The sequence below is a fragment of the Brevundimonas sp. UYEF29 genome (genome assembly GCF_040546195.1).
Taxonomy (GTDB): domain Bacteria; phylum Pseudomonadota; class Alphaproteobacteria; order Caulobacterales; family Caulobacteraceae; genus Brevundimonas; species Brevundimonas huaxiensis.
This window is the reverse complement of the sequence record NZ_JBEPNH010000004.1, coordinates 180,223-196,852: the sequence shown is the minus strand read 5'-3', so window position 1 is coordinate 196,852 and position 16,630 is coordinate 180,223. Positions and strand designations below refer to the sequence as shown.

Below are 16,630 nucleotides of genomic sequence, written 5' to 3'. Positions count from 1 at the left end.
TCAGGCGCGAGGCGGGGCGGTGGACGGCGGACGCGGCGGCGCGCGCGCGGGCGGCGGCGGACTGACGCTGGCGGCGACATAGACGACGCGCTCGACGATGCGGACCACCGGCGCCGGCTCGGGTGCAGGCGGGCAGGGCAGGGCGGCGGCCAACGGCATGACGCAGGCGGCGCATTTGGCCCCCACGTGCTTGTTGACCGGGCCGTCCATACCGCCGGACTGGATCGTCTGGGGGCCTTCCGCCGAACAGATGACCAGCGGGTGGCCCGGCTGGACCGCCGCCAGAGCCGCGAACGGCAGCAGGGTTCCGAGCACGAGCGCGAACACCGCCGCCAGGAAGGCCAGCGATTGCGAGATCGACCAATTGTCGGCCTGGGCGCAGGTCACGTCTGGCCTCTACGGCGTTTTGCGACGGCGCGATAGGCCGCGGTTTGTCCTAAAGCTCGCCGCGCGCGGCCTGGCGGGGGCTGAACTTGGGCGCGGGGGCAAGGCGCATGACCTCGCCCTGATAGCGTTCGTCGTCGCCCGCGATCGCGAAGGGCAGGGCGTCGGCGCAGGCTTGAAGCATGGCGTCCAGCCAAGGCTGTTCCGCCTTGTGGAAGTCGCCCAGGACGTGGGGCATGACCAGTTCCTTCTCGCCCGGATGGCCGATGCCCATGCGCGCGCGTCGGAAGTCGGCGCCCAAGTGGCTGATCAGGGAGCGGACGCCATTCTGTCCCGCCGCGCCGCCGCCAGTCTTCATGCGGAATCGTCCGGGCGCCAGGTCGATCTCGTCGTGGAAGACGATGATCTCAGAGGGCTTGATCTTGTAGAAGCGCGACGCCTCGCCGACGGCCCGGCCGCTTTCGTTCATATAGGTCTGGGGCTTCATCAGCAGGACCTTGGTCCCCTCGACCAGACCCTCGCTGACGATCGACTGGAACTTGGCGCGCTCAGGCCCGAACCGCCACCGGCGCGCGATCTCGTCGGCGGCCATGAAGCCGATGTTGTGCCGGTTCTTTTCGTATTTCCCGCCCGGATTGCCGAGCCCCGCGATGATGATCATGGCGTCCTCTTGCCGTTTGCGTCAGGCAAAGAAAAGCCCCGCACGGCGAACCGGGCGGGGCGTGATCTTGTCGAAGCGACGAAGGATCAGTCTTCGGTCTTCTCGACCGGAGCCGCTTCGGCGTCGGCGGCTTCGTCGGCAGCGGCCGACAGAGCAGCCGAGGAGACTTTGATGGTGGCGATCACGAAGTCGCGGTCGGTGATGGTGGCTTCCGCGCCCTTGGGCAGGGTGATGTCCGAGATGCGGATGGTGTCGCCCATCTGCGACTTAGCCAGGTCGACGACCAGTTCTTCCGGGATCTGGTCGGCGCGAACCAGGATTTCGACGGCGTGGCGGACGACTTCCAGCGAACCGCCCTGGCGGGCGAAAGGCGCTTCGTCGGCGTTCAGGAAGTGCACCGGCACTTCGATCTTGACCGGGGCCTTCTCATCGACGCGCATCAGGTCGAAGTGCACGGGGCGGTCCGAAACGGGGTCGAACTGCACGTCCTTGGCGATGACCGGCTGGGTCTCGTCGCCGTACTTCAGGGTCACCAGGTGGCCCAGCAGCTTGCCGGTGTAGAGCGACTTGCGGAAGTCCTTCTCGTTCACCGAAATGGCGACGGGAGCCTTGTCGCCGCCGTAAAGGACGCCCGGCACGAAACCGGCGCGACGCGCAGCGCGAGCGCCGCCGGTGCCGACGCCATCGCGGACGTCCACGTTCAGAATGATCTCGGCCATGTGGCTCGCCTCAACAACAACGGAAACGCCGCGCCAACCCGGGGCTCTCGCGGCGGGGGTGATGAACCCTCGAATTCAAGAGCGCGGGCTATTACACGCATCAGGTCCAAGGCGCAACCGTCAAAGGTTCCGCTTCACGCCGCCCGCGCGCGATCCTTCAGCAGTGAGGTCGGCGCCCCCACGATGCCCAGCAGCTCTGCGGCGTTGAACGGCTTGGCCAGGTGGTGGTCGGCCCCGGCCGCGCGTCCGGCGGCGACGTGCTCTGGCATGGCGTTGGCGGTCAGCATGACGATCGGCGTGCGATCCAGACCCATCGTCGCCTCGTGCAGGCGAATCTCCTGCGTCGCGGTCAGCCCGTCCATGATGGGCATCTGCATGTCCATCAACACCAAGTCGAAGGTGTCGGCCCGGAAGCTTTCCACCGCCTGGGCGCCGTTCTCGGCGATCACGATCTGCGTCGGCGTCTGCGCCAGAATCAGTTCGATCACGCGGCGGTTGGTCGGATGGTCGTCGGCGACCAGCACGCGTATCGTCCGCGCTTGCTCGACGACGGCGGGTTGCGCCGGCGCCGGTTCCTTGCGGGCCGGGGCCTCAGTCTGTATCAGCGGCAAAGTCAGGATGAAGGCCGCGCCGCCGCCGGGTTCGCTTTCGCAGCCCAGGTCGCCGCCCATCATCTCGGCCAGCTGACGACAGATGGACAGGCCCAGTCCCGAACCGCCGAACTTGCGCGTGATGCCGCCGTCGGCCTGTTCGAACCGGCTGAACAGGCGCGCCCGCGTCGCGGCGTCGAAGCCGATGCCGCTGTCCTCGACGGTGAAGCGCAGCACGGGCGAGCCCTGGCGATCCGCTCCGCGCTGCACGATCAGGCCGACGAATCCCTTACTGGTGAACTTGACGGCGTTCGAAATCAGATTGGTCAGAATCTGCTTCAGGCGCACCGCATCGCCCAGGATCCAGACGTCGTCCTCCAGATCGATATCGACGTGGAAGTCGAGATGCTTCTCACGCGCGTTCTCGGCATAGAGTTGAGCCGCCTCGCGCACGACCGTCGCCAGTTCGAAGGCGTCTTCCGTCAGCTCCAGCTTGCCCGATTCGACACGCGCCAGATCCAGGATGTCGCTCAGCAGGGTCTGCAGCGTCTTTCCCGACGCCTGCATCAGATCCAGCATCTCACGCTGTTCAGCCGTCAGATCGGTCTTGGCTAGAGCCTGGGACAGGCCGATCACACCGTTCAACGGCGTGCGGATCTCGTGGCTCATGTTGGCCAAGAACTGGCTTTTGGCGACGTTGGCGGCCTCGGCCGCGTCACGCGCTTCGGACAGGGCCTCGGCGTCGCGCTTGAGATCGGTGATGTCGTTGCAGACCGTGACCGTCCCGCCCTCGGATGTACGGCGGTCCTGAATACGCAGCCAGCGCCCGCCGGCAACCTGTTGCTCGCTGTTCGAGGACAACTGACGACGCGCCTGCATGCGCTCGTTCAACCATTCCTCTTCGCGACCGGCCGCTTCCTGATAGCGGCCTTCGTCGATGCCGATGCGCAGGGCCTCTCGGAAGGTCAGGCCGACGACCAGATGCGGCTCAAGTTCGGGGTTCACCTCGGCATAGCGCGCATTCCAAAGCACCAGCCGATCCTTGGAATCATAGAAGCCAAGGCCATCGGGCATGGCGTCCACCGCCTCGCGGATACGGCGCAGCGCGGTGGCGCGCGAAATATAGGCCATCATGCCCAGGACGGCGGCCGCTGAGCAGATCATCAGCAGAATGGCGGCCAGCAGCAGTCGCATCGCCTCGCTGGAGAGCCCCTGGTCGGCGGCGACGGTCGGGTCCGGCGTCACCGTGATGGCAGACATGCCGATGAAGTGAAGAACAAGAACTGTCGCCGAAAGTCCCGTCGTCGTCGCCAGCAGGCGCAGCAGGCCGCCTCGACGATAGAAGAAGGCCGTCGTTCCGCCGATCGCCAGGGCCGCGATGATGGACAGCGCGACAAGACCGGGGTCCCAGCTGATGTGCGCCGGCGCCTTGATGGCGGCCATGCCCAGATAATGCATGGCGCCGACGCCGGCGACCGCGATCACCGCGGCAAGCACGCGCCACATGCGGCCCTTGCCCATCAACGTCGAGCCGATCGTCAGGCCGATCATGGCCAGCGCGATTCCAAGAGAGGCGATCGTCAGAAACGGATTGTGCCGCACCGGCACACCGGCCACGAACCCCTGCATGGCCACGAAATGGGTCGCCCAGATGGATAGGGCGCCGATCATGACGGCCAGCAGGACCGAGCGACGGCGTCGCCCGGGATCGCGCCGACCCATCCGTTGCATGACGTGGGTGGAGACGCCCAGACCGGCCATGCAGATGAGCGCAGCGAACAGCGTGATCCGCCAGTCGTGATCGTGCGCAATGCAATGGATGATGCGGTCCACGAGGCCTCCCGTTAAGCGTACGATAGGCGACAATTCTAAAGAAACCGTGCGGCGAAGCTTATGGGCGCCGCAGGCTGTCGGCACGCCGTCACAGAATCCGTGCAAGGATCGGAATCGTTCTTCAGTTCGAGGTCGCCCGGACCCATGCCTTACGAAGTCTCGCCATCGCCTGTCGCGCCGGTCTCCACCTCAAGGCTGTGGACGGTCGGCGCCAGCATCGGCATCGCCATCGTGACCTTGCTGGTGCTGGCGATCCTGCATCCCGAAATGGCGAACTGGCTGGTCGGCGGGGCGGTGATCGTGGCGGCCTCGGCCTGGCTTTTGAACATGAGCGAGGCGAGCAGGGCTGAGCCGGCGGCCAGTCAAGGCGCTGCGATCGAGCCCGCCATCGACATGATGACGGGCGATCTTCTCGACCGGGTGTTCGAGGCGCTGGACGATCCGGTGCTGGTGGTCAGCGGCGGCGAGCCGGACGACATCGCAGGGCGACGCATTGTCATGGCGAATGCGGCGGCGCGCGAGCTTCTGCGTATCCAGCGTCAGGGCGCCTTGCTGGTCCAGGTGATCCGCGAACCGGGCGTGCTGGAGGCGGTGGACGAGGCCCTGTTCGGCGGGACGGCCCGCACGACGGATTATGCGACGGGCGGTCAGCGCGACCGACGCTGGCGCGCCTGGACCCGGCCGCTCTCAGTCGAATCGTCAGGGAAGGCCGGGTCGGAGCTGGCCCTGCTGATCCTGCGCGACGAAACGGACTCGCGCCGTATCGAGATGATGCGCGTGGACTTCCTGGCCAACGCCAGCCACGAACTGCGTACGCCCCTGGCCTCGCTCAGCGGCTTCATCGAGACCCTGAAGGGCCATGCCCGCGAGGATGTTGTCGCGCGCGACCGCTTTCTAGACATCATGTCGGCCCAGGCGGACCGGATGGGGCGGTTGGTCGCGGATCTGCTGTCGCTCAGCCGGATCGAGCTGAACGAGCATATTCCGCCCTCTGGCCGTGTCGATCTGGACCGCGCCGCCTCTGACGTGGTCGACGCCATCAGCGTTCTGACGCGCGAAAAAGAGATCGCCATCGCCCTGGATCAGGGGGAGGCGAGGGCGTCGATCAGCGGCGATCGCGACGAGATATTGCAGGTGGTGCAGAACCTGCTCGACAACGCCGTCAAATATTCGTCACGCAACGGCACGGTCGAAATCTCGGTCCGATCGGACCTGTCGTTCGACGAGGCCTGGGCCTCGCGCATGCCCGGCGCCACACGACTGCCGCTGGTCACGCCGGACCGCACGGCTGGCGTCTCCTACGCCGCTGTCACGGTGCGCGACCATGGGCCCGGCATGGCGCGCGAACATCTGCCCCGCCTGACCGAGCGCTTCTATCGGGTCGAGGGGCAAAAGAGCGGCGAGCGGCAGGGGACGGGGCTTGGACTGGCCATCGTCAAACACATCATCAACCGTCACCAAGGCGGTCTGGTGGTCGAGAGCGCGCCGGGCGTGGGCGCGGCCTTCACCGCCTGGTTCCCTCAACCGATCGAGCGACGCTGAGGGCGCGACGGACGATCGCTGTCACTCAACTGTCATCGACCCGTCGTAATCCGCTGACCATTCGCAGGCAGTAGTCGCGCCGCGTTGGTCCCGATGTTCAGGACCGTCGTCGATTCGCGCACGGCGCTTCGGACTTCTGAATGATCTGGATTTATCTGCTGATCCTCGTCGCCTTGAGTGCGGCCGCCTTCTTGGGCGGGCGTGCGTTGGCGCGTCGTCGTGCGATCGGCGCAAAGCCCCATTCCCGCCCCGGCCAGCACGGCGCCTATGCGCTGATCTGGGTCGCCGCGCCGGCTCTGCTGGTCCTGATCCTGGCCTCTGTCTTCGCCGCCCCGCTGCAGCGTCAGCTGACGGCCGCCGGCACGCCTGATGCAGTCGCGGCGCTGGAGCCCTTCCGTCGCGACGCCTTCTTCGCCGACGCCCACCGCGTGGGGCGCGGCGAACCTGCCATGCAGATCTGGGAGCGTCCGCTGGCCGAAGAGTTGCCGGTCGAGGCGCGTCGCATGGTTCGCATCGAACGCGCCCTGTCGTGGGGCGGCGGCGTCGCCGCCATCCTGGCCGCCATCCTGGGCGGACTGTTCGCCCTGACGCAGATCAAGCCCCAGACGCGCGCCCGCAATCGGGTCGAGGGCTGGATCTACGGCGCCCTGTTCGTCTGCTCGGCCATTGCCGTCCTGACGACCCTGGGCATCATCGCCTCCCTGGCCTTCGACAGCTTCCGCTTCTTCCAGAGGGTGCCGGTTCTCGACTTCCTGTTCGGCACCCAATGGAGCCCGCAAATAGCGATCCGCGCCGATCAGGTCGGATCCTCGGGCGCCTTCGGAGCTGTGCCGCTGTTCGCCGGCACCCTGCTGATCATGGTCATCGCCATGTGCGTCGCCGCGCCCATCGGCCTGCTGTCGGCCATCTATCTGTCGGAATACGCCAGCCGCACGACCCGCGCCGTGATCAAGCCGCTGCTGGAGGTTCTCGCCGGCGTGCCGACCGTCGTTTACGGCTTCTTCGCCGCCCTGACCGTCGGGCCCTTGCTGCGGGTCCTGTTCAACGAGATCGGCCTTTTCCTGATCGGCGGACCGCTGGAAGGGCTGGGCCAATACCTGGCCCTGGTTCAGAACCAGATGGCCCTGACGGCGGGCGCAGTGATGGGCATCATGCTGATCCCGTTCGTGTCGTCCCTGTCCGATGACATTCTGAACGCCGTGCCCCAGTCGCTGCGTGACGGCTCGTTCGCCATGGGTGCGACCAAGTCCGAGACGGTGAAGCGGGTTCTGCTGCCCGCCGCGCTGCCGGGCATCGCGGGCGCCCTGCTGCTGGCCGTGTCGCGCGCCATCGGCGAGACCATGATCGTGACCATGGCCGCGGGCCTGGCCGCCAACCTGACCTTCAATCCGCTGGACACTGTCACCACCGTCACCGTGCAGATCGTGACCCTGCTGACCGGCGACCAGGAGTTCAACAGCGCCAAGACCCTGTCCGCCTTCGGCCTGGGCCTGACCCTGTTCCTGGTGACCCTGATGCTGAACATCATCGCCCACCGGATCGTGCAGACCTATCGGGAACAATATGACTGACGCCACCCCCGATCAGATCGCCGGCGCGGCCGCCAAGGGACGTCTCGACCGCCTGCGTGCGGGTCTGAAGCGTCGTCACGCCAGGGAAACGCGTTTCAAATGGTATGGCCGCCTGGCCATCGCCGCCGCCATGGTATTCCTGGCCGTGCTGCTGGTCCGCATCGTCGAGCAGGGCCACACCGCCTTCTACACCCACACCGTCACCGTGCCGGTCTTCATGGACCCGACGCGCGTGGACCGCGCCTATCCGCAGGGCTCCAACTTCGAGCAACTGGCCGCCGAACAGCAACTGGCCCGCATGGGCATTCAGGACGACGCGGCCGGGACGAAGGCCGCGCAGATGAAGCGGCTGTTCTCGTCGGAGCTGAAGTTCGTCGCCGCCGATCTGGTCGCCAAGCGCAGCGAAGTCATCGGCGAGACCGTGCCCCTGGCCGTGCCCCTGTCCGATGACGCCGATCTGTATCTGAAGGGCGAAATCTCCAAGGCCACGCCCGAGGATCAACGCCGTCTCACCGACCAGCAGATCGCCTGGCTGGACCGGATGAAGGCCAATGGCGTGATCGGCGCCCACTTCAACACGGCCCTGTTCACCAACGGCGATTCCACACAGCCCGAGCTGGCGGGCGTCCTGGGCGCTGTGGTCGGGTCGGCTCTGATGCTGATGGTCACGGCCCTGATCGCCATTCCGCTGGGCGTCGGCGCGGCCATCTGGCTGGAAGAGTTCGCGCCCAAGAACAAGCTGACCGACATCATCGAGGTCAACATCAACAACCTCGCGGCCGTGCCGTCGATCGTCTACGGCCTCTTGGGTCTGGCGCTGTTCATCAACTGGATGCATCTGCCGCGCGCCAGTCCGATCGTCGGCGGTCTGGTCCTGGCGCTTATGGCCCTGCCGACCCTGGTCATCGCCACCCGTTCGGCGCTGAAGGCCGTGCCCCCGTCGATCCGCGAGGCCGCCTTGGCCATGGGCGCATCCAAGACCCAAACGGTGTTCAGCCACGTCCTGCCGCTCGCCATGCCCGGCGTCATGACCGGCGCCATCATCTCGATGGCCCACGCCCTGGGCGAGACCGCGCCGCTGCTGCTGATCGGCATGGTCAGCTTCGTGCCGGGCGTGCCGCACGCCATCGACCAGCCGGTCGGGGCGTTGCCCTCGCTGATCTACATCTGGGAGAACGCCTCGGAGCGGGCCTTCCACGAACGCACCGCCGCGGCGATCATCGTCCTGCTGGTCTTCATGATCATCATGAACGCGGCGGCCATTATCCTGAGGCGGCGCTTCGAGCGTCGGTGGTAAGAGAATGAAATTCCGTATTTTCCGCTCCGCCGAGGACCAGACCGGCGCAGGCTCGGTCGATCCGACCGAAGCGCCGCGCATGGGCGGCCAGGTCCTGCCCGAAATCGCTCCGTCCAAGGGCGCAGCCGCCGAACCGCGCGTCGAGGACGCTACGCCCCGGTCGGGCCCCGCCGTGGTCGACAGCCCGCCCGTCGGTCCGATCAAAATCGCCGCGCGCGATGTCTCGGTCTTCTATGAGGGCAAACAGGCGCTCTACGACGTCTCGCTGGATATTCCGGACAAGACCGTCACGGCCCTGATCGGCCCGTCGGGCTGCGGCAAGTCCACCTTCTTGCGGACCATGAACCGCATGAACGACACCATCGCCGGGGCCAAGGTCACGGGCCGCATCGCCATGGATGGCGAGGACATCAACGACCGCTCCATCGACCCGGTGCTTCTGCGCGCCCGCGTCGGCATGGTGTTCCAGCGTCCGAACCCCTTCCCGAAATCGATCTACGAAAACGTCGCCTATGGGCCCAAGATTCACGGCCTGGTGTCATCCAAGGCCGAGATGGACGAGGTCGTCGAAAAGGCGCTGAAGCGCGCCGGTCTGTGGGACGAGGTCGCCGACCGCCTGCAATCGTCGGCCATGGGCCTGTCAGGCGGCCAGCAGCAGCGTCTGGTCATCGCCCGCGCCATCGCCGTGAACCCCGAAGTCATCCTGATGGACGAACCCTGCTCGGCGCTGGACCCCATCGCCACGGCGCGGATCGAGGAGCTCATCGACGAACTGCGCGAGCGGTTCTGCATCGTCATCGTCACCCACTCGATGGCCCAGGCCGCGCGCGTGTCGCAACGCACCGCCTTCTTCCACATGGGCCGTCTGGTCGAGACCGGGGACACGGAAGACATCTTCCAGAATCCGCGCGAACGGCGCACGCTCGACTACATCACGGGACGCTTCGGCTAATCCGATGAACCAACACACCGTCAAAGCCTATGGCGACGAACTGAACCAGATCACGGCCGAGATCGCCCGCATGGGCGGTCTGGCCGAGGCCCAGGTCGCGGACGCCATCGACTCCGTCGCCCGGCGCGACATCGCCCTGGCCCGCGCCGTGGTCGAACGCGATCTGAAGCTGGACGCCCTGCACCGCGATATCGAGAAGAAGGCGATCCGCCTGATCGCCCTGCGCCAGCCGGTCGCCAGCGACCTGCGCCGCACCCTGGGCGCCATGAAGATCGCCACCGATCTGGAGCGCACCGGCGACCTGGCCAAGAACATCGCCAAGCGTGCGCTGATCTTGGCCGAAGCCCAGCCGATGCAGCCCCTGACCCGTTCGATCGAGAGGATGGGACGGCTGGTGTCGACCCGCCTGCGCGATGTGCTGGACGCCTACACGGCCTCGGAACTCGATCGCGCTGTCGCCGTCTGGCAGACCGACGACGAGGTCGACGAGCACTATAACGCCCTGTTCCGCGAACTGCTGACCTACATGATGGGCGATCCGCGCACGATCGGCGCCTGCACCCATCTACTCTTCATGGCCAAGAACCTGGAGCGGATCGGCGACCACGCGACCAACATCGCCGAAACCGTGCACTACGAGATCACGGGCGAGGACATCGTGGGCGAACGCCCGCGCGCCCAGCCCACGGCTGAGGATTCCGATCCGACGCCGAACCTTTCGACGCACTGACCCGAGACCGGAGACCCGACGTGCAGCCCTATATCCTTGTGATGGAAGACGAGGACGCGCTGGCGACCCTTCTTCAGTACAATCTCGAAAAGGAAGGCTACGACGTCGCCGTCGCCGCCGACGGCGAGGAGGGCATGCTCCAGATCGACGAGCGTCTGCCCGATCTGGTTCTGCTGGACTGGATGCTGCCCAAGCTGTCGGGCATCGAGGTCTGCCGTCGCATTCGCGGCAAGGCCGAGACCCGCAACCTGCCGATCATCATGCTGACGGCGCGCGGGGAGGAGAGCGACCGGGTTCGCGGTCTGGACACCGGCGCGGACGACTATCTGACCAAGCCCTTCTCGATGGTGGAGCTGATCGCGCGCATCCGCGCCGTCCTGCGCCGCATCCGTCCGGGTCTGGCTGACGACCGTTTGAACCACGGCGACATCGTCGTGGATCGCGTCTCGCACCGGGTGAAGCGCAACGGCAAGGAGGTCCATCTGGGCCCGACCGAGTTCCGCTTGCTAGACCACTTCATGCAGCACCCGGGCCGGGTGTTCAGCCGCGAGCAGCTGCTGGACGCGGTCTGGGGATCGGACGTCTATGTCGAGGCCCGCACCGTCGACGTCCACGTCGGTCGCCTGCGCAAGGCCCTGGCCATCGCCGACGAAAGCGCCAATCCCATCCGCACGGTTCGCTCGGCGGGCTATTCGCTGGATCTGGAAGGCTGAGATCAAAAAAGGGCGGCTCCCCGGAGCCGCCCTTTCTCGTTCAGATTTGCTCCGCGACCACTTCGTCGGGGTCCAGCGCATAGACCGTGGCGCAGTATTCGCAGGTGACGCGAATCTTGCCGTCGTCCTCCAGCATCTCGGCGCGCTCGGCCGGATCGAAGGACGCGAGGACCGAGGTGATCCGTTCGCGCGAGCAACGGCAGACGGCCGTCAGTTCTCGCGCGCCCTCCAGCCGCACGCCGTCCTCGTGGAACAGGCGGAACAGCAGCGTCTCGGGCGAGATCGTCGGATCGACCAGCTCGTCATCGCCCAGCGTCCCGAACAGGGCTCGCGTGCGGTCCCAGACTTCTTCGGTCGAGCCGCGGGCCTCGTCGCCGGCGATGATCTGGATCATCGCGCCGCCGGCGCGCCATTGCGATCCGGCCTCGGTCTGAACCTGGCCGACGGCCAGACGCACCTTGGTCGGCACCTGTTCTGACTGCTGGAAATAGTGTTCGGCCGCCAGCGACAGGCTTTCGCCCTCGATCGGCGTGATGCCTTGGGTGCGCTCGAAGTCCGGGCCGCGATCCAGCGTCATGATGAAGACGCCTTGGCCCAGCAGCGAGCGGGCGCCGGGGCGGGCGAACCCCTGCGACGCCTCGGCGACCTCAGCCTCGTCATAGCGGCAATAGCCGCGCAGCGATCCGTCGGTGCCGTAATCGGCGACGACATAGCGCACGGGGCCGTCGCCCTGCGCCTGGACCAGCAGGCGACCCTCGAACTTCAGGCTGGAGCCGATCAGGGCCGCCAGCGCGCAGGCCTCGCCCAACAGGGCGGCGACCGGCTCGGGATAGGCGTGGGCGGCCAGGATTTTGTCGATGGTCGCGCCCAGGCGAACCAGGCGACCGCGCACGGGCCAGCCTTCGATCTGGAAGGCGGCGGCCAGATCGTCGGAAACGGGAATGTTGGGCGCGTGATCGGCCACGGCGAGGTCCTTTGGGGCGTCATTTGGGGATCGCGGCTATGTAGGCGCCCGTAAGCGACTTGATAAGGGGGCTAGTCCGCCGGGTCTTGGGAGAGGGCGACGGAACCGATTTCGGCGCGGATCGCTCTTTTGGCTCAAGCGGAGCCGTCGCTCCGTTCAAGACGCCAATAACTGAAGAGGTTCCGCCGATGATCCGCGACATCGATCCGATCGAAGAGATTCGCAAACACCCCGGCATCACCGCCGGCAGCCTCCTCGCGGTCGCGCTCGGCGCTGTCGCCGTCGTCTATCTGACGCAACGCAGCGGCCCCACCCGTTACCAGCGCATCAAGTCGCGCATCGACCCGCGCGGCTGGGTCGATACGTCCGAACTGCGCGACCGTTTCCACGACGCCGTCGACGCCTTCCGCCACCGCGCCGAGGATGTGGGCGAACGCGCCGGCGCCTTTTCGCGCGACGCCCGCCACCGCGCCGCAGACAGCGCCTACGATTTCCGCGACCGCGCCGACGACTGGTTCCGTTCGGCCCGCAAGGACGGCAAGAAGGCGTTGAAGAAACATGGCAAGACGGCGCGCCGCTATGCTGACGACGCCGGTCAATATGCGCGTGATCACGCCCGCGAAGGCGGCGCGCTGCTGGCGGTGGCGACCATCGCCGCCGCCGTCGGCGCAGCGGTGCTCGAAAGCCGTCGTCCTGACAGTCACGTGCATCGCATCGCGCGCTTCTGATATTTTCATGCCGCCCGTTGTGAAAAAATCGCGACGGGCGGCAAACTTTTAGCGCATCTGCCCACAGTGAGCAGCATCGCTCGGCTTTGCCGCAGGCGCGAAGGCCGCTAAGACGCCGCCCATGAGCGCGCGCCCCACCCTGATCTTCGACTTCGATTCGACCCTGGTCGATTTCGAAACCCTGGAAGCCTTGGCCGACATCGCCCTGGCGGATGCGCCCGGCGCTGCCGAAACCCGCGCCCAGATCGCCGCCCTGACGGATCAGGCCATGGCCGGAGATATCGAGTTCGGCGAGGCTTTGCGCCGCCGGCTGGCTCTTCTGCCGCTGACCCGCGCCCATGTCGCCGCCCTCGCCCAGAGCGCGTTGGACCACCTGACGGCGTCTGTGCGGCGCAACCTGAATTTCTTCCAGCAGAACAAGGGTAAGGTCGTCATTCTCTCCGGCGGCTTCCGTGAGGTGATCGCGCCCGTCGCCGAAGAGCTGGGCGTCTCGCCCGATCGCGTGCTGTGCAACGATCTGATCTACGACGCCGACGACCGCGTGATCGGCGTGGACGACGCCAACCCACTGTCGCACGCCAATGGCAAGCCGACCGCCATTCACAGCCTGAACCTGTCGGGTCGCGTCGTCATCGTGGGCGACGGCTGGAACGACGCCGAGGTCAAGATCGCGGGCGCCGCCGACGCCTTCTACGCCTTCACCGAGGTCGTGCGCCGCGCGCCGGTGGTCCAGGTCGCCGACGCCGAGGCCGCGTCGCTCGACGAGGTGCTGCATGCCGAAGGCCTTGTCGGCCGTTGGTCCTTCCCGCGCAGCCGCATGAAGATGCTGCTCCTGGAAAACATCCACCCCGCCGCCGTCGAGCGGCTTGAGGAGGCGGGCTATTCGGTTGAAACCCAGAAGGGCGCGCTGGACGAGGACGATCTGATCGCCGCCATCAAGGGTGTCCATGTCCTGGGCATCCGTTCCAAGACCTCGGTCAGCCGCCGCGTGCTGGAACAGGCCGATCGACTGATGGCCGTCGCCGCCTTCTGCATCGGCACCAACCAGATCGACCTGGACGCGGCCTCGGATCACGGGGTGGCGGTGTTCAACGCCCCCTATTCGAACACCCGCTCGGTGGTCGAACTGGCCATCGGCCTGATGATCGTTCTGATGCGCGACGTGGCGGACAAGTCCGCCGCCATGCATGTCGGCAAGTGGAACAAGTCCGCCACCGGCTCAAAGGAGCTGCGTGGCAAGACCCTGGGTATCGTCGGCTACGGCGCGATCGGCAGCCAGCTTTCCGTTCTGGCCGAGAACTTGGGCATGCGGGTGCTGTTCTATGACCTGTCAGAGCGCCTGGCCCTAGGCAATGCGCGCCGCATGCGCTCGCTGGACGCGCTGCTGGCCGAAAGCGACGTGGTCACCCTGCATGTCGATGGTCGCAAGGAAAACGCCAATATCTTCGGTGCGGCTCAGTTCGGCCGGATGAAGGAAGGCGCGTTGTTCCTGAATCTGGCGCGGGGCCATGTGGTCGATGTCGGAGCGCTATCTCAGGCGATCGGCTCTGGCCGGGTCGCCGGCGCCGCCGTCGATGTCTTCCCCGAAGAACCGCGCACCAACGCCGACCCCTTCGAGAGCCCGCTTCAGGGCCTGCCCAACATGATCCTGACGCCGCACATCGGCGGCTCGACCGAAGAGGCGCAGGAGGCCATCGCCGAGTTCGCGGCCGAACGCCTGCTGGGCTATCTGAACCGGGGCGACACGACCTTCAGCGTCAACCTGCCCAACGTCCAGCTTTCCGAAGTTTCGGGCGCGCACCGCATCTTGCACATCCACCGGAACCAGCCGGGCGTGCTGGCTGAACTGAACCGCGCCCTGGCGTCGGCGGGCCTGAACATCCTGGGCCAGCATCTGAAAACGGACGAGCGCACGGGCTATGTCATCACCGATGTGGATCGCGACTACGACCCGGAGGCGCTGCGCGAACTCAAGACGGTGCCGGGCACGCTGAAGTTCCGCACGTTGCAGTGATACGTCGCTCGCAAATATCTTCTCAAAGCTGACCTCGCGGCATCTTGCGCTCTGCGCGAACTGGCGCATCCTCACGTCGAACGGCCGCGCAACGACGGCTGCGGGAGGAATTTCATGTCACGCTTCATCACCGGCGGCGCCGTCGCCGCTCTGGCGCTTGCCGCCTGCACCTTTGCCGGCTCGGCCTCGGCCCAGACTTACAACCGTCTGGTCGTCTTCGGGGACAGCCTCAGCGACAACGGCAACCTGTTTCTGATCTCGGGCGGGACCCAGCCGCCGTCGCCGCCCTATGCGCGCCGCTTCTCGAACGGTCCGACCTTCGTTGAACTGCTGGGCTTCAACGCCGCCAACTTCAACGGCTCGGTCACGGGCAGTATCAACTACGCCTTTGGCGGCTCGCGTACCGACGCCTCGGCCGGCGTACCGTTCGGCATGCTGAACCAGCTGTCGCGCTACACCGCCGCGGGCGGCCGCTTCAGCTCAACCGATTTGGTCAGCGTCCTGGGCGGCGCCAACGACATCTTCCAGGGCCTGCCCGCCGCCGGCGCTTCCGCCAGCCCGGTCGCCGCCATCACCCCGGTCGCAACCACGGCCGCCGCCAACATCAACAGCCTGGTCAACACCGTGACGGGCGCGGGCGCCGGGACCATCCTGGTCACCAACCTGCCCAAGCTCAGCCTGACGCCTCAGTTCCGCGGCACGACCGCCGCGCCCCTGGCCGACTTCGCCGTCACCACCTTCAACACCGCGCTCCAGACCAATCTGACCGCCACGGCCGCCGCCCGCCCAGGCAGCAACATCATCATGATGGACCTGTACAAGATCGGCGACACCCTGGCCGGCAATCCAGGCCTGTTCGGCATCACCAACATCACCCAGCCCTGCTTCAACGGCGTGACGGTCTGCTCCAACCCCGACAGCTATTTCTACTTCGACGGCGTCCACCCGACCGCAGCGGGCCACCGGATCATCGCCCAGCTGGCGACCGACTATCTCTACTATGGCGACATCGGCGCCCAATCGACCCTCCAGGGCGAGACGGCCTATCGTCACCGCGAGGACGCCCTGGACGCCGCCGGCGAGGCCCTGTCGGGTCGTCAGCCGTGGGAGGCTGGCGTCTCGGTCACGACAGCGGCCCTGATCGACAGCGTCGATACCGATGCGCGCGGCTCGGTCACCAGTTCGTCCAGCGACGGCTGGGGCGCCCGTATCGCGCTTGAGGCCGGCCCCTCGGCCAACTGGCGCTTCGGTCTGGCCGGCACGGCGCGCAACACCGACGTCGAAAGCCAGGCGCTGCAGTTCAATGTCGAAAGCTTCGGCCTGGACGTCTATGGCGGCTGGCGCTCGGGCGATGTCTTCGTCAACGCCGCCGTCGGGGTGGCGCGCGACAACATCGACGACATCGAACGCACCACCAGTCTGGCGCCGATCGTCCACACCGCCGAAACCCGCGCCCTCAGCAGCGGCGCCCGTCTGCAAGGCGGCATGTGGTTCGACATGGGCGGCGTCGCCCTGTCGCCGCGCGCGGCCCTGGCCTACGTCTCCAGCGACGTGGACGGCTATTACGAACAGGGCGTCGGCGCCCAGTATCAGTACGGCGACCGCACGGTGAAGGCCCTGACCGGCGAGGTCGCCCTGCGCGCCGAGGCGAAAATGGGCGGGTTCGGCCTGTTCGCCGAGGGCGGCTACCGCGACGCCCTGGACGACAGCTCCGATCCGGTGCGCGTGGGTCTCTACAACAACCCGGCCCAGGTGCTGTCGCGCGAGATCGACGATCCGTTCGGCGGCCAGTTCCTGGCCTCCGCCGGCGTCGAGGGGTCGCTCGGCCCGGTCAAGGTGACGGTCGGCTATCGCGGCCGCTTCGGCGACCACGCCGACAGCCACATGGGCGGCATTCAGCTGAAACTGCCGCTTTAAGCGGCAGGGGCGGGA

General features: G+C 66.8%; 14 protein-coding genes. 9 read left to right on the top strand and 5 right to left on the bottom strand.

Annotation, left to right across the window (positions count from 1 at the left end):
• The 4 genes from ABIB58_RS08880 to ABIB58_RS08865 all read right to left on the bottom strand — a co-directional run bounded on the left by ABIB58_RS08880 (window position 1) and on the right by ABIB58_RS08865 (window position 4,187).
• Window positions 1–387 (bottom strand): hypothetical protein, encoded by a 387-nt coding sequence (locus ABIB58_RS08880; RefSeq protein WP_017505968.1) that lies wholly within the window; start codon window positions 385–387, stop codon window positions 1–3.
• 49 nt (window positions 388–436) lie between these two features.
• Complete coding sequence (pth, locus tag ABIB58_RS08875; protein WP_017505969.1) at window positions 437–1,045, bottom strand: aminoacyl-tRNA hydrolase; 609 nt, start codon at window positions 1,043–1,045, stop codon at window positions 437–439.
• A gap of 86 nt (window positions 1,046–1,131) precedes the next feature.
• Window positions 1,132–1,764: a 50S ribosomal protein L25/general stress protein Ctc gene (locus ABIB58_RS08870; RefSeq protein WP_354040377.1), complete on the bottom strand. Its 633-nt coding sequence runs from the start codon at window positions 1,762–1,764 to the stop codon at window positions 1,132–1,134.
• 134 nt (window positions 1,765–1,898) lie between these two features.
• The gene (locus ABIB58_RS08865) at window positions 1,899–4,187 is read right to left on the bottom strand and encodes an ATP-binding protein (protein WP_082064380.1); all 2,289 of its coding nucleotides are present in this window, start codon (window positions 4,185–4,187) and stop codon (window positions 1,899–1,901) included.
• A 144-nt stretch (window positions 4,188–4,331) separates the two neighbouring features.
• Between ABIB58_RS08865 and ABIB58_RS08860 the strand changes: the two genes are divergently transcribed.
• The 6 genes from ABIB58_RS08860 to phoB all read left to right on the top strand — a co-directional run bounded on the left by ABIB58_RS08860 (window position 4,332) and on the right by phoB (window position 10,992).
• On the top strand, window positions 4,332–5,729 hold the full coding sequence (locus tag ABIB58_RS08860) for a sensor histidine kinase (RefSeq protein ID WP_354040374.1): 1,398 nt from the start codon (window positions 4,332–4,334) through the stop codon (window positions 5,727–5,729).
• A 140-nt stretch (window positions 5,730–5,869) separates the two neighbouring features.
• A complete protein-coding gene (gene pstC, locus ABIB58_RS08855) occupies window positions 5,870–7,300 on the top strand; it encodes a phosphate ABC transporter permease subunit PstC (protein WP_354040372.1) in 1,431 nt (476 codons plus the stop codon).
• The gene (gene pstA / locus ABIB58_RS08850; protein WP_354040370.1) at window positions 7,293–8,597 is read left to right on the top strand and encodes a phosphate ABC transporter permease PstA; all 1,305 of its coding nucleotides are present in this window, start codon (window positions 7,293–7,295) and stop codon (window positions 8,595–8,597) included. Before pstC ends, pstA begins: the two co-directional genes overlap by 8 nt.
• Window positions 8,598–8,601: 4 nt before the next feature.
• Window positions 8,602–9,549, top strand: a complete 948-nt coding sequence (pstB, locus tag ABIB58_RS08845) for a phosphate ABC transporter ATP-binding protein PstB (protein ID WP_185223868.1) — start codon at window positions 8,602–8,604, stop codon at window positions 9,547–9,549.
• Between the two features lie 4 nt (window positions 9,550–9,553).
• The gene (gene phoU, locus ABIB58_RS08840; protein ID WP_017505976.1) at window positions 9,554–10,279 is read left to right on the top strand and encodes a phosphate signaling complex protein PhoU; all 726 of its coding nucleotides are present in this window, start codon (window positions 9,554–9,556) and stop codon (window positions 10,277–10,279) included.
• Between the two features lie 20 nt (window positions 10,280–10,299).
• On the top strand, window positions 10,300–10,992 hold the full coding sequence (gene phoB, locus ABIB58_RS08835; protein WP_017505977.1) for a phosphate regulon transcriptional regulator PhoB: 693 nt from the start codon (window positions 10,300–10,302) through the stop codon (window positions 10,990–10,992).
• A gap of 40 nt (window positions 10,993–11,032) precedes the next feature.
• Here the strand turns inward: phoB and ABIB58_RS08830 are convergent, their stop codons facing one another.
• On the bottom strand, window positions 11,033–11,956 hold the full coding sequence (locus tag ABIB58_RS08830; protein ID WP_354040367.1) for an Hsp33 family molecular chaperone: 924 nt from the start codon (window positions 11,954–11,956) through the stop codon (window positions 11,033–11,035).
• 188 nt (window positions 11,957–12,144) lie between these two features.
• Here ABIB58_RS08830 and ABIB58_RS08825 point away from each other — a divergent pair, with 188 nt between their 5' ends.
• The 3 genes from ABIB58_RS08825 to ABIB58_RS08810 all read left to right on the top strand — a co-directional run bounded on the left by ABIB58_RS08825 (window position 12,145) and on the right by ABIB58_RS08810 (window position 16,615).
• Window positions 12,145–12,684, top strand: coding sequence for a hypothetical protein (locus ABIB58_RS08825; RefSeq protein WP_045810287.1), 540 nt, complete (start codon window positions 12,145–12,147; stop codon window positions 12,682–12,684).
• 121 nt (window positions 12,685–12,805) lie between these two features.
• Window positions 12,806–14,698 carry a phosphoglycerate dehydrogenase gene (gene serA, locus ABIB58_RS08815; RefSeq protein ID WP_502909738.1) on the top strand — a complete coding sequence of 631 codons (1,893 nt, stop codon included), beginning with the start codon at window positions 12,806–12,808 and terminating at the stop codon, window positions 14,696–14,698.
• Between the two features lie 114 nt (window positions 14,699–14,812).
• A complete protein-coding gene (locus tag ABIB58_RS08810) occupies window positions 14,813–16,615 on the top strand; it encodes an autotransporter domain-containing protein (protein ID WP_354040365.1) in 1,803 nt (600 codons plus the stop codon).
• Window positions 16,616–16,630 lie beyond the last annotated feature (15 nt).